Origin of the sequence: Crocosphaera sp. UHCC 0190 (assembly GCF_034932065.1) — a bacterium.
Taxonomy (GTDB): Bacteria; Cyanobacteriota; Cyanobacteriia; order Cyanobacteriales; family Microcystaceae; genus UHCC-0190.
Window position 1 is genome coordinate 77,091 of sequence record NZ_JAYGHP010000009.1, and the last position, 13,092, is coordinate 90,182.

Here is a 13,092-nt window from a genome sequence, read left to right on the forward strand (position 1 = left end):
TGTCGGCCAAAAATCCCAAGCTTTCAAAGTAAGGGCCATAGCTCAAGATTGCGGTAAAATAAATCATAAAAAAAACCTATGCTTAAAGCTCTATTTGGTGATCCTAACACCCGAAAAGTTAAGAAATTTCAACCCATTGTTACAGATGTTAACCTGCTGGAAGAAGATATTCAGAAATTATCTGATGGCCAATTGAGGGAAAAAACTATCGAATTTCGAGCAGCCCTCGATAAAGCCAACAACGATGAGGAATTAGAGGATATTTTAGACGAAATCCTACCGGAAGCCTTTGCTGTGGTACGAGAAGCAGGTATCCGTGTCTTAGGAATGCGTCATTTTGATGTACAACTACTCGGTGGAATGGTTCTCCATAAAGGGCAAATCGCCGAAATGAAGACAGGGGAAGGAAAAACCCTGGTAGCTACCCTGCCAGCCTATCTTAATGGACTGACAGGAAGAGGCGTTCATGTTGTCACCGTCAACGACTATTTGGCCCGTCGGGACGCAGAATGGATGGGACAAGTACACCGTTTCTTAGGGTTAACCGTGGGACTCATTCAGTCAGGAATGAACCCCGAAGAACGCAAGAAAAACTATGCTTGTGATATTACTTATACAACTAACAGTGAATTAGGCTTTGATTATTTACGGGACAACATGGCCACCTCCATGGCCGAAGTGGTACAACGTCCCCCTAATTACTGCATTATTGACGAAGTTGACTCGATTTTAATTGATGAAGCCCGCACCCCCTTAATTATTTCTGGGCAAGTAGAAAGGCCCACAGAAAAATATCTTAAAGCCTCGGAAATTGCCAAACAACTCGAAGAACAAGAATCAGAAGACGACCCTAAAGATTACGAAGTAGACGAAAAAGCCCGCAACGTTTTAATGACAGATCAAGGATTTGAAAAAGCTGAACAATTACTCGGTGTTCAAGACCTTTATGATCAAGAAAATCCTTGGGCCCACTATATTTTTAATGCCATCAAAGCTAAAGAATTATTCACCAAAGATGTGAATTATATCGTTAAAAATAAAGAAGTGGTCATCGTTGATGAATTTACCGGACGGGTATTAGCAGGAAGACGTTGGAGTGATGGACTTCACCAAGCGATCGAGGCTAAAGAAGGGGTTCCCATTCAACGGGAAACTCAAACCCTAGCCACCATTACCTATCAAAACTTTTTCTTGTTATATTCTAAACTCTCAGGCATGACCGGAACCGCCAAAACGGAAGAAACGGAACTGGAAAAAGTCTATAACCTTCAAGTAACCATTATTCCCACTAACCGGCCCTCTCAACGGTATGATCTGCCTGATGTGGTCTATAAAACCGAACCCGCTAAATGGCAAGCAGTGGCCAACGAAGTCGAAGAACTCTATCAACAGGGTCGGCCTATTCTCGTGGGAACTACCAGCGTTGAAAAATCAGAGGTCATTGCTTCCTTACTACGACAAAAAAATATTCCCCATAATATCCTTAATGCTCGACCAGAGAACGTCGAACGGGAATCAGAAATTGTCGCCCAAGCAGGACGAAAAGGGGCTGTTACCATCGCTACCAACATGGCAGGACGGGGAACGGATATCATTTTAGGGGGGAACTCTGACTACATGGCCCGTCTGAAAATTCGGGAATACCTTATGCCTCAGATCGTGATGCCAGAAGATGATAACCTAATGGCCGGCGGAATGGGGGGAAATAGTCGTCGTCCTCAAGGGTTTGGCAAGGATAAGAAGAAGAAAAAATGGCAACCTTCAGCAGATATTTTCCCTACTAAACTGTCAGAAGGGACGGAAAATTTGATCAAAGAAGCGGTTAAATTGGCCGTGACAGAATATGGACAGCAAAGCTTGTCTGAATTAGAAGCAGAAGAAAAAATCGCTATTGCGTCAGAAAATGCCCCCACAGATGATCTCGTAATTCAAAAATTACGGGAAGTCTATAAGGCCATTCGCAAAGAATATGACGCATTGACGGATAAAGAACATGATGAAGTGGTGGAATCAGGGGGACTTCATGTGATGGGAACGGAACGTCACGAGTCCCGTCGGATTGATAACCAGTTACGGGGACGGGCCGGACGACAAGGAGACCCAGGATCAACCAAATTCTTCTTAAGTTTAGAAGATAATTTGTTAAGAATCTTTGGCGGCGATCGCGTGGCCGGTTTAATGAATGCCTTCCGGGTTGAAGAAGATATGCCGATTGAATCGAAAATGTTAACCCGTTCCCTGGAAGGGGCCCAGAAAAAGGTGGAAACCTTTTACTATGACACCCGTAAACAGGTTTTTGAATATGATGAGGTGATGAATAACCAACGTCGGGCCATTTATGCGGAACGTCGTCGGGTATTAGAAGGGTTAGATCTCAAAGAACAAGTGTTGCAATATGCAGAAAAGACAATGGATGAAATTGTTGATGCTTACGTTAACCCTGAATTACCCCCCGAAGAATGGGACGTGGAAAATCTGGTGAATAAGGTCAAAGAATTCGTTTATCTCCTGCAAGATCTTACGGCAAAAGAGATGGAAGATATGACGGTAAGTGAAATGAAGATCTTTCTCCATGAAGAGGTTCGCAAAGCCTACGATCTTAAAGAGGATGAAGTGGATAAGGTACGTCCTGGTTTGATGCGAGAGGCCGAACGCTTCTTTATTTTGCAACAAATTGATACTTTATGGCGGGAACATTTACAGTCAATGGATGCCTTACGGGAGTCCATTGGGTTACGAGGATACGGACAAAAAGACCCCCTGATTGAATATAAACAGGAGGGTTATGAAATGTTCCTAGAGATGATGATTGATATTCGTCGCAATGTGGTCTATTCTCTGTTCCAGTTTCAACCCCAAGGACAACCTCAAGCGGTTTAAGAGTGAGGAAGTAAGGGGAAACTCAAAACTCCCCAACTTCTGACTTCAAAAAAACGGAGAGGGTGGGATTCGAACCCACGTTGGCTTTCACCAAACCCGATTTCAAGTCGGGCGCGTTCGACCACTCTGCCACCTCTCCCAGACAAGCCAGTATTAATTCTAACAGAAGTTTGGCTAAGAATCATTCTCTTTTCCCTATTTCTCTGCTCTTATAACAAAAAAATAAATTTTAATGGGTTACTTCAATTATCTTTAGAGTTCCTTTAAATCTCTTAATAAAGAAGCCTTAAGGATGTTTTTATTGATAGAAGACACAAAAATAAGTTAATACTAAAGGGGTGAAAGAGAAAAAAAACAGCTAGAATAAATCATTAGCAATCTTGTTCCCTATGTCCAATAATCTCAAGAGATATTGTTTATTGAAATCTGATTAGATTTAAATGACCCCAGAAAAGACAAACCCTTTAAAATTTGCCCTGACGACCCCTTTGTATTATGTAAACGGAGTCCCTCACATTGGTAGTGCCTATACAACGATGATTGCGGATGTTATCGCTCGTCATAAGCGGTTAAGAGGGGAAAAAATTCTTCTAATCACTGGAACCGACGAACATGGGCAGAAAATCCAACGAACAGCCCAAGAAAAAGGAATCCCCCCCCAAGAACATTGCGATCAGATGGTGGCCAGTTTCGAGTCCTTATGGGACAAATTAGACATTCAATATGATCGCTTTAGTCGCACAACTGCCCCCCGTCATCAAGCTATTGTCAATGAATTTTGGCAACGGGTTGAGAAGAATGACGACATCTATTTAGCCCAACAACAGGGTTGGTATTGTGTCCCTTGCGAAGAATTTAAAGAAAAACGGGAATTATTAGAGAATGGGTGTTGTCCCCTACATCCCAATAAAAAAGCCGAATGGCGTGATGAAGAAAACTATTTTTTTAGATTATCCAAATATCAAGAAAAACTGGAAGAACTCTATCAAAAAAATCCCCAATTTATTGAACCAGAAAGTCGTCGCAATGAAGTCATAAACTTTGTCAGTCAAGGATTACAAGATTTCTCCATTTCTCGCGTCAATGTCGAATGGGGGTTTCCTGTTCCTGGCAACCCCAAACATACCATTTATGTGTGGTTTGACGCGCTTTTAGCCTATGTTACCGCCTTACTCGAACCAGAACAAGACCCCACCTTAGAGAATGCTCTTGCTCATTGGTGGCCGATTAATTTGCATTTAATTGGTAAAGATATTTTACGATTTCATGCTGTGTATTGGCCTGCCATGTTAATGTCAGCCAAACTGCCCTTACCCCAAAAAATATTTGGTCATGGGTTTCTAACAAAAGATGGACAAAAAATGGGAAAAAGCTTAGGAAATACCCTAGATCCATTTAAGTTGGTAGATAATTATGGTGCGGATGGTCTGCGCTACTATTTCTTAAAAGAGATAGAATGTGGGAAGGATGGTGATTTTAATGAAACCCGTTTTGTTAATATCCTTAACGCGGATTTAGCCAATGACTTAGGGAATCTTCTGAATCGTACCTTAGGGATGATTCAAAAATACTGTCAAGGCTCATTGTCTGCTTTGACCGCAGCCGATTTACCCCAAGGACATACCCTAAAAACCATTGGTTTAGATCTAGGGGAACGAGTGATTAAAACCTATGAAACCCTGAAATTTAATGAGGGATGTGAGGAGATTTTAACGTTAATTCGGGCCGGTAATAAATTCATTGATGAACAGGCCCCTTGGCGTTTATACAAAGAGGGAAAACAGTCCGAAGTGGAAAGGATTCTATACGCCGTGTTAGAATCAGTGCGCCTTGCTGCTTATTTACTCGCTCCTATTATTCCTAATCTCAGTGGCAAAATCTACCAACAATTAGGTTTTTCTATAGACTTTAATCAAGGCGATCGCCTCGCTCAGATTGCACCCTTTAACCACCATAGTCAATGGGGGAAAATTACCGCCAATCAAAACCTACCCAAACCCCAGCCCATCTTTGCGAAACTTGAGCTTCCATCGGAGGAAAGCTCTTAAAAAACTGAAAATTCAAGTTTTTTTCCGATTTTTGTGTTAAACCCATCCCAAATCCCATGAAATACAAACCCGAACTCACAAATAACTTTCACAACCCATCCTTTTTTGATGATCAACGAGGCATAACAACAATGTTTGACGATTTTGAAGATGATTCCATTTTTACGCCAGAACAAGTATTAGAAAATCGCGGACGGGTTGCTATTTTTATCGATGGCTCTAACTTATTCTATGCTGCGTTACAGTTAGGCATCGAGATTGATTATACCAAGCTTCTTTATCGCCTCACCGGAGGATCTCGTTTATTAAGAGCCTTTTTCTACACAGGGGTAGATCGTAGCAACGAAAAACAACAAGGGTTCTTGCTGTGGATGCGACGCAATGGCTATCGTGTTATTGCCAAAGATTTAGTGCAACTACCTGACGGTTCCAAAAAAGCCAATTTAGATGTAGAAATTGCCGTTGATTTAATGGCCTTAGTGGGGGCCTATGATACGGCCGTGATCGTCAGTGGAGACGGAGATTTGGCCTATGCTGCTGATGCGGTGAGTTATCGCGGGGCCCGCATTGAAGTGGTTAGTCTTCGTTCCATGACCAGTGATAGTCTAATTAATGTGGCTGATCGCTACATTGATCTTGATCAAATCAAAGAAGATATCCAAAAAAACCCCAAACCTAATTTGTCTTATAACAGTTATTCCGGGGTTGGTGTTCTCGATCAAAATAAGCAACGATAGCGTTAGAGTAAAAGGGACACATCTGATTGATTAAAGAGGGTGATGAACCAATACAATACATTCAAACAACAGCATTCCCTGTACCATTGGCTACTAAAAGGGGGAATGCTGGTACTGTTGTTAAGTTTGATAGCCTGTCAATCCGGTAAACAAGCTCAAAAAAAACCAGACAGTCAGGCCGAGCAAACCAGAAACGAAACCAGTTTAATGCTCAATGATGCCACCTTAGAACAATCCAATGAGGAAGGAAAACTCCTCTGGAAAATTCAGGTGGATGAGGCAAAATACAGTCCTGATCGCAAAAAAGCCAATTTAACCGCAGTCAAAGGCAATATTTTCCAAGACGGGAAGATTGTTTTGCAAATTAAGGCTGATCAGGGAGAAATTTACCGTGATGGCACAGAAATTTTCCTCAAGAAGAATATTCTCGCAGTTGATCCCCGTAATAAAGCGGTAATTCGCAGTCAAGAAGTAGAATGGCGGCCAAAAGACTCTTTATTGATCGTCAGGAAAGACTTACAGGGTTCTCATCCACAACTCGAAGTTTCTGCTAAAGAAGGGAACTATAATACTCGTGAGCAAAAATTAGAATTAACGGGGCAAATTGTCGGGACTTCTGAAAAGAAAAGCTTACAGTTGAAAACAGAACATTTAATCTGGGAAATTCCGAAACAAACCATTATCGGCGATCGCTTGTTAAAATTGGCAAGGTTTCACAATAAAATTATTACCGATAATTTAATTGCTAACAAAGCTACCGTACACTTGGATAAGAAAGAGGTTGTCATCAAAGAAAATATTGAATTTAAGTCAGTTAAACCTCCGGTACAAGTGGCCAGCAATGAAATTATTTGGAACTATAAAACTCGTCAAGTTCGGTCAGACAAACCCGTTAAACTGATTCATTATCAAGATAATGTTACGATTACAGGCAATCAAGCAGAGGTTGAATTTGCTCAAAATATTGCCCATCTCAAAGGTGGGGTGCAAGGGATGAGTCAAAGCAATGAAGCAAAATTATACTCTAATGATTTAACCTGGAACATGGCATCTCAAACCATTGAAGCGGTTGGTAATGTGATTTATGAACAACAAAATCCGCAATTTAATCTGACGGGAGAAAAAGCCGTCGGTACATTGAATAATAAGAACATTATCGTCACTAATAGTAATCGTCAAGAGCGTGTTGTTACAGAAATTTTCCCAGATCAAAATAAATGAGCTTCAATCCTTGTATTCTTCTTGTGCAATTAGATGAACCTTTGAGTCAACGAGTCTCTCTTGATTTAAGGGAAGGGGGTTATACTCCCATGGCGATCGCAGATGTGTCTCAGTCCTTAGAAGGGATTAAGAATTATCAACCTGCGATGGTGGTGATTAATCGTCAGGGGACGGGACAAGCGGGTTTAGAGTTGTGTCGTCAGTTGAGACAGATGGGAAACTCGGTGATTGTGATTATGTTGGTTGAGCAAGAAACCGTTGAAGAAAGGGTGACTTGTTTGGAGTCTGGGGCCGATGATTTTTTATTAAAAACGGATCATACCCAAACTCTATTAAAATTAGTTCGCTTTTATTTGACTCCCCCAAAAGTGATTAAAGAACAATTGCAATTTGAGGATGTGATTCTTGATTTGACAACTCGGCAACTTTTTGTTAATCAGAAAGTTATTGATTTAACCATGAAAGAATTTGAACTTTTGAAGTATTTTATGTCTCATCCTCAAGAAGTTTTGGCCAGAGATAAAATTTTAGAAAATGTTTGGGGAGAAGAGTTTCAGGGAGAGTCTAATGTAATTGAGGTTTATATTCGTTATTTGCGTTTAAAAATAGAAAGTGAAGGTCATAAACGTCTTATTCATACGGTTCGAGGGGTGGGTTATGTTTTACGGGAGGGGTGAGGCAGTGAGTAGGTGATGGGTTAAGCTAGAAAGATAGAGACATTTCCTAACAAATAAACCTCTATCCCCTATCTAAAACTTAACGACCTAAAGAATCTTTAATCATGTCTAAAAGACTGCTTCCTCCCCAAATTACTGCCATAATAATAGAAGTAGAAAGAATACTTGCTATTAGACAAATAACTAAGCCAGCAAGACTAATAAAGCCATCATCTTCTTGAAGTCCAAAAGCAGTTATAAAAATTCCCATAGCGGGTAAAGTATTGGTTCCAGGAATAGGAATCATCATAGAAATAGCCATTAAACAAATAGCAACCCCGATGATAACGCGACCAGGAACACTGGTACAAATATAAGTCATTCTGGGGCGAGTGATTGCTTCAATGCGTTTTAACCAAGGATTACCTGCTTTGATAAACTTCTGCACAGTTTCCAGTTTCATTGACCCTTTTTTCATCTTTTCAGGCAGCCAAGGAATTTTCGCCCCCGCAATCATTTGAACCGCCAATAACAAAATTAAAACGCCAAAAGGAATGGAATAACCAGGAGCAGGAACAGGTAAGGCTGACGGTAAAGAGAGAATGACTAATAAAAAGCCAAAAATTCGTTCTCCCGTTAATTCGAGAATATCCCCTAACTTGACATCAGAAGACCGTTCTTCTGCCCAAAAATATTTTTCTAATTCTGCTGATAATTTAGCCATGACCAATCACTTTTAAAACAACAAATCCTAATACTAAAACGGCTAAAAAGCCCCAAGCTAACCAATCAAAGTATTTTTCGATCCAATCTTTGAGAGATTCACCGCCCCAAAAAATTAGACCACCCACTAAGAAAAAGCGGAAACTTCTGCCTAAAATAGAAGCTAGAATAAATTGAAACAAATTAAACTTAAAAACCCCAGAAGCAATCGTAAAAACTTTATAAGGAATGGGTGTAATAGCAGCAATTAAAACCCCCCAAAACCCCCAAGTATTATATAGTCCTTTAATTTGTTCAAACACGGCTTGATGGGGATCATACAAATTGAGGATGGTTTGGCCAATGGTAGCAAAAGCAAAGTAACCAATGGCATAACCAGCTAAACCGCCTAAAACAGACCCCAGACTACAAACTAACGCGAATTGAAAGGCAGCAATGGGTTGTCCTACAGATAAAGCAATTAAAAGAACATCAGGGGGGAAAGGAAAACAGGAAGATTCAGCAAAGGCTAAAGCAAATAAGGCCCAAATTCCATAAGGGGTTTCACTCCAACCAATCACCCAATTATAAGTTTTTCTTAACATAGATTATCTGCCATTTTTCCCCAAAATAACTAAAGAGAAAGGTGGGCAATGCCCACCCCATGAAAAGTCTTAACCAGGGCTTAGGTTCCCACTGTCCAAGAGTTGATATATTCTTCTTGTTCGGGGGTTAAGGTATCAATGCTAATACCCATTGCTTTAAGTTTTAAGCTGGCAATATCTTGATCGAGTTCTTTGGGAATATTATAAATTCCAGGGGCTAACTTGCCTTTATTTATGACTAAATATTCACAAGCTAAGGCTTGGTTAGCAAAACTCATGTCCATCACTGCGCTAGGATGACCTTCTGCTGCGGCTAAATTAATTAACCGACCTTCTCCCAAGACAACAATAGACTTACCACTAGGTAAAGTATATTTTTGGGTAAAGTTGCGAACTTCCTTCACATCAGTGGCTTTTGCCCCTAAAGATTTGAGGTCAATTTCAATATCAAAGTGACCAGAATTACAAACCATGGCCCCATCTTTCATCACCTCAAAATGTTCGGGACGAATGACGTGCTTATTGCCTGTTACAGTGATAAAGAGATCCCCGTGAGTGGCAGCTTCAGCCATGGGCATGACGCGGAAACCATCCATCGCTGCTTCAATCGCTCTTACAGGGTCAATTTCCGTGACGATTACGTTAGAACCGAGGCCACGGGCCCGCATAGCCACCCCTTTACCACACCAACCATAACCAGCGACAACAGCCACTTTACCTGCTAACAGAACGTTGGTGGCGCGAATGATACCATCTAGGGTAGATTGGCCAGTTCCATAACGGTTATCAAAGAAATGCTTCGTATCAGCATCATTGACATTCATCGCGGGGAAGGTGAGAACCCCATCTTTCAGCATGGCTAGAAGACGAACGATCCCTGTGGTGGTTTCTTCGGTGGTGCCAATGAGGTCACTGATTTGATGCTGACGTTCTTTAATTAAGGTAGCTACGACATCGCTACCATCATCGATAATAATGTTAGGTTTGTGATCGAGGGCCGTTTGAACGTGACGGCTATAAGTAGCATTATCTTCCCCTTTAATGGCATAAACAGGGATGCCATAATCAGCCACTAAACAAGCAGCCACATCATCTTGAGTAGAGAGGGGGTTACTGGCAATCAGAACAGCATCTGCACCACCCGCTTTCAGGGCGATCGCTAGATGGGCGGTTTCGGTGGTAACATGGCAACAAGCTGCGATCCGAATACCAGCAAAGGGCTTTTCTTTGGCAAAACGTTCTTGAATTTGACGCAAAACTGGCATTTCACGCCCTGCCCAGTCAATACGTTGTTTTCCTTTAGGGGCTAGGTTAATATCTTTGATCTCGTATTTTGGTTTAATCGGAGTTGCAACCATAAGATAAGGTTTCCTCTGCAATATTTATCTGTTAATTGGCCAGTTTAACTTAAGTTAACATTTTTTTTACAGTTCAAATCATAGCAACCCATTGATGTTGAGCAAAACGAATGGAAAAACTGATTAATAATAAGCCAAAAAATCCTAGAGTAACATAGCCCAAGCGAGGTGATCGCGATAGTAATAGTCCTAGGGCAATGGTTAAGGAAATAATGCCGTAGGCTAAACGATTTAAAGAAATTGTCCCCCCAGAAGAAATCAGCAGTCCCAAGGCACAAAAACCGTAAATAACCACCAGGAAACTCAACTGATGACGTAAACACCAGAGTAAAACGATACCACCGAGAACAGAAAGAGTGTTTAATAAGGGATCGCCGATTAACAGCCAGAGGAATAAGCCTAAAACCCCTAGACTATAATCTAAGTAGGCTTGGGGACGATCAGCACGATAACGCCATAATCCGTAAGCGATCGCTATAATTAAGCCAAATAACAAGGGATGCCAAGGATCATTGATCGCACCTGCTGCTAAATTTTTGCTACCAATGGTGATTTCTCCTAACATCTTGCTCCAACCTTCCCAGTCAATGCCTTGTTTTCGTTGCCATTGGCTGTGTTGTACGGTAATAAATGCTAGAGGATCACGAAACTGCAGCCAACAGTAAAGGCTAAACAATAGGGTTCCTCCCCCACTGGCAAAACTAGCAACATAAGCCATCAGAGGTAAGCGTTTATGCCAAGCCGTGATCATTAAAGCGGGCATTAAGGCTAGTCCGGTAATACGGGTAGCGGTTGCTAAGATCCCCCAGAGGGCAGTTTGTCTGTAATGTTGACGTTCAAAGGCAGATAAAGCTGAGGTACTGAAGAACAAAAAGAGTCCTTCGCTATAAACTACTGTGCCAAAAATTGAGAGGGGACACCAGGCTAAAATTGCTGTTGCCCAACGTGCAGCGACAAGGCCATTGGTTTTTTTGACCCAATCATAGAGAACAAATAACGTTGCTAAAAATGCAGCATTGTTAATTAAAGTTCCCACGACGTTTGAAGAAAATCCTAATAACATTCCCCCCCGAATCAGTAAGGGAAACAGGGGGAAAAATGCTACGTTTGCTCCAGGATTTTCTCCTAACCCATCATAATTATTAACGGCAATTTGCTGATACAAATCACTGTCCCAGGCTGAAAAAACATCCCATCCTAATTCTGCTTGTATGCCGCCAGAGGGCGCAGTTAGCAAAGGTGCAATCCCCAACATGGCGATCGCAATTACCCCTCGACTGAGTAAACCCATGGCGAGAATAAAACCAGCCTCCTTTTGGTAAATTTTTGGCCAAAAATCCCGCATTTTTTGAGTTATCTTAACATGGTTAAAACAGGATCAGACTTTTCTAGAAAGTCAGTCACGGCAACAATTCCGCTTAGTAGTTGGGATTGAACCCCTTCCGTTAAGCTTAATCCATACCATTGAATATTTTCTGTCAATAAAGATTTGATGAATTGGCGATCGCCTTGTCCCATCACCTCATAAAGTTGTTTGACAATTGCGACATTTTCTGATGCACTCATAATATTTCCCTCTTAATCAATCTTATTTTATACCCGTGGTGTTAATCGTGCTTTCCAAGCAATGCGAGATCTTGAAGCGGGTAATGCAGCTTTGGATGCACTTATTTGAAAGGCAGAAGGAAAAAAATCACTTGATTTTGGCAATTTCAATACACATTTTTAAGTCTGCATTGGTTTTAATTGCTTGGGGATTAATATGAGTGGGAGCAGCACGATAACCTTTAGTTTGTAATCTTTCAATCAGTTGCGATCGCTTGGGAAGATCTAATCTTCCTCGTCTTCCTATTTCCCCCAAGGTATAAAAATAAGGAGGAAAGTCTAACTCATGAACCATCATTGATAATAACTCAACTCTCTCTATCCATTCTAAACTTTCTGCTAAGCTTTTCATCTGCTCTAAATATATTTTATTATGCAAATTTCCTAACCACATTGCTCCTGAAATAGTATAAGGATAGTGTTTATCTTCTGCTGCATGATAACAGCTTACTTTGCCTAATTTTCCATAAAAAATTGTTGTATATTCCCCACATTGATGACAGTAACCTAAAAAACCATAACTCTCTAGAGTTAAATTAATTTTTGGCAATAACATCATCATGACCCGATAGGTTTGCCCCGTAAATAAAGAAAAAATTGGCTTAATTCCTAACCCCATGGTCGCTGCTTGTTGTAAAACACTACCAATTAATAAGCGCAAAGCTTGTTCTTGGGCCGCAGGATGCGATCGCCCATAAGAACCATATACCTGTAAACTTTTTTCCGGTAAATGTCCCGTTGCGGTTCTGCCATCGGTACAGGTTAAATAAATTAGTCCTCCAATTTTTGTGGCCCATAATAGGGTACTTAAATAAGGATTAGGGGAACCAAAAGCATCCACATCCACTAAATCATAATAGTCTTTCCGATTATAACAGTCAAAAAAGATTTCATTAGCATTTTTATACGTTATTTTAGCTTGATTTTCTCGTAAAATATTCTTTAAGTTAGTTTCAATGATTAGTTGATTTTCTGGGTTACTATCATTAACCCAAACATAATCAGCACCACTCTCTAAAGAATACCTTAAGGAACGAACTCCACAACCTGCCATTACATCTAATACTCTTAATTGTCCCTGATTTTGTTGATAAATTGCTGCTGCTAATACCCCTAAATCTCTTGTAACCTTACTTTGCGATCGATAAAACGTATTACCAACAATAAACTCTGCTTTTCCTTCCGTAATTAGAGACTCATTATTCATATTTTAATACTCAATACACAAAAAAGTGTTTTGTCAACCCCATCAGCAATAATACTTACCTTGCTTTAGTACA

General features: G+C 40.7%; 11 protein-coding genes and 1 tRNA gene. 5 read left to right on the forward strand and 7 right to left on the reverse strand.

From position 1 onward, the window contains the following. The first annotated feature begins 78 nt into the window (after nt 1–78). Nucleotides 79–2,880: a preprotein translocase subunit SecA gene (secA, locus tag VB715_RS13775; RefSeq protein WP_323301796.1), complete on the forward strand. Its 2,802-nt coding sequence runs from the start codon at nt 79–81 to the stop codon at nt 2,878–2,880. Between the two features lie 54 nt (nt 2,881–2,934). Here the strand turns inward: secA and VB715_RS13780 are convergent. Beyond that, a tRNA-Ser gene (locus VB715_RS13780) sits at nt 2,935–3,019 on the reverse strand. A gap of 301 nt (nt 3,020–3,320) precedes the next feature. On the opposite strand from VB715_RS13780, the gene metG reads away from it, so the two are divergent. The 4 genes from metG to nblR all read left to right on the forward strand — a co-directional run bounded on the left by metG (nt 3,321) and on the right by nblR (nt 7,563). After that, entirely contained in the window at nt 3,321–4,928 is a 1,608-nt protein-coding gene (gene metG, locus VB715_RS13785) for a methionine--tRNA ligase (protein ID WP_323301797.1), read from the forward strand. A 131-nt stretch (nt 4,929–5,059) separates the two neighbouring features. After that, entirely contained in the window at nt 5,060–5,665 is a 606-nt protein-coding gene (locus VB715_RS13790) for an NYN domain-containing protein (RefSeq protein WP_323301798.1), read from the forward strand. 42 nt (nt 5,666–5,707) lie between these two features. Next, the gene (lptC, locus tag VB715_RS13795; protein ID WP_323301799.1) at nt 5,708–6,886 is read left to right on the forward strand and encodes an LPS export ABC transporter periplasmic protein LptC; all 1,179 of its coding nucleotides are present in this window, start codon (nt 5,708–5,710) and stop codon (nt 6,884–6,886) included. Next, nucleotides 6,883–7,563, forward strand: a complete 681-nt coding sequence (gene nblR, locus VB715_RS13800; protein ID WP_323301800.1) for a response regulator transcription factor NblR — start codon at nt 6,883–6,885, stop codon at nt 7,561–7,563. The genes lptC and nblR overlap by 4 nt, the downstream gene beginning before the upstream one ends. 79 nt (nt 7,564–7,642) lie before the next feature. Here the strand turns inward: nblR and VB715_RS13805 are convergent, their stop codons facing one another. From VB715_RS13805 to VB715_RS13830, 6 genes are all read right to left on the reverse strand, one after another. Next, nucleotides 7,643–8,266: an exopolysaccharide biosynthesis protein gene (locus VB715_RS13805; RefSeq protein WP_323301801.1), complete on the reverse strand. Its 624-nt coding sequence runs from the start codon at nt 8,264–8,266 to the stop codon at nt 7,643–7,645. After that, nucleotides 8,259–8,849 (reverse strand): YqaA family protein, encoded by a 591-nt coding sequence (locus VB715_RS13810; protein ID WP_323301802.1) that lies wholly within the window; start codon nt 8,847–8,849, stop codon nt 8,259–8,261. The genes VB715_RS13805 and VB715_RS13810 overlap by 8 nt, the downstream gene beginning before the upstream one ends. Nucleotides 8,850–8,929: 80 nt before the next feature. Beyond that, nucleotides 8,930–10,207 (reverse strand): adenosylhomocysteinase, encoded by a 1,278-nt coding sequence (ahcY, locus tag VB715_RS13815; protein ID WP_323301803.1) that lies wholly within the window; start codon nt 10,205–10,207, stop codon nt 8,930–8,932. 73 nt (nt 10,208–10,280) lie between these two features. Then, nucleotides 10,281–11,552: a mannosyltransferase family protein gene (locus VB715_RS13820; RefSeq protein WP_323301804.1), complete on the reverse strand. Its 1,272-nt coding sequence runs from the start codon at nt 11,550–11,552 to the stop codon at nt 10,281–10,283. 8 nt (nt 11,553–11,560) lie between these two features. Next, nucleotides 11,561–11,773 carry a hypothetical protein gene (locus VB715_RS13825; RefSeq protein ID WP_323301805.1) on the reverse strand — a complete coding sequence of 71 codons (213 nt, stop codon included), beginning with the start codon at nt 11,771–11,773 and terminating at the stop codon, nt 11,561–11,563. A 127-nt stretch (nt 11,774–11,900) separates the two neighbouring features. Further along, nucleotides 11,901–13,019, reverse strand: coding sequence for a tRNA (guanine-N1)-methyltransferase (locus VB715_RS13830; RefSeq protein ID WP_323301806.1), 1,119 nt, complete (start codon nt 13,017–13,019; stop codon nt 11,901–11,903). Nucleotides 13,020–13,092: the final 73 nt, after the last annotated feature.

Bases quoted from the DNA above. Each gene is read 5' to 3' on its own strand.
- secA (WP_323301796.1), top strand. From the start codon at position 79: ATGCTTAAAGCTCTATTTGGTGATCCTAACACCCGAAAAGTTAAGAAA.
- VB715_RS13830 (WP_323301806.1), bottom strand. From the start codon at position 13,019: ATGAATAATGAGTCTCTAATTACGGAAGGAAAAGCAGAGTTTATTGTT.
- ahcY (WP_323301803.1), bottom strand. From the start codon at position 10,207: ATGGTTGCAACTCCGATTAAACCAAAATACGAGATCAAAGATATTAAC.
- VB715_RS13805 (WP_323301801.1), bottom strand. From the start codon at position 8,266: ATGGCTAAATTATCAGCAGAATTAGAAAAATATTTTTGGGCAGAAGAA.
- lptC (WP_323301799.1), top strand. From the start codon at position 5,708: ATGAACCAATACAATACATTCAAACAACAGCATTCCCTGTACCATTGG.
- VB715_RS13820 (WP_323301804.1), bottom strand. From the start codon at position 11,552: ATGCGGGATTTTTGGCCAAAAATTTACCAAAAGGAGGCTGGTTTTATT.
- VB715_RS13810 (WP_323301802.1), bottom strand. From the start codon at position 8,849: ATGTTAAGAAAAACTTATAATTGGGTGATTGGTTGGAGTGAAACCCCT.
- nblR (WP_323301800.1), top strand. From the start codon at position 6,883: ATGAGCTTCAATCCTTGTATTCTTCTTGTGCAATTAGATGAACCTTTG.
- VB715_RS13790 (WP_323301798.1), top strand. From the start codon at position 5,060: ATGTTTGACGATTTTGAAGATGATTCCATTTTTACGCCAGAACAAGTA.
- metG (WP_323301797.1), top strand. From the start codon at position 3,321: ATGACCCCAGAAAAGACAAACCCTTTAAAATTTGCCCTGACGACCCCT.
- VB715_RS13825 (WP_323301805.1), bottom strand. From the start codon at position 11,773: ATGAGTGCATCAGAAAATGTCGCAATTGTCAAACAACTTTATGAGGTG.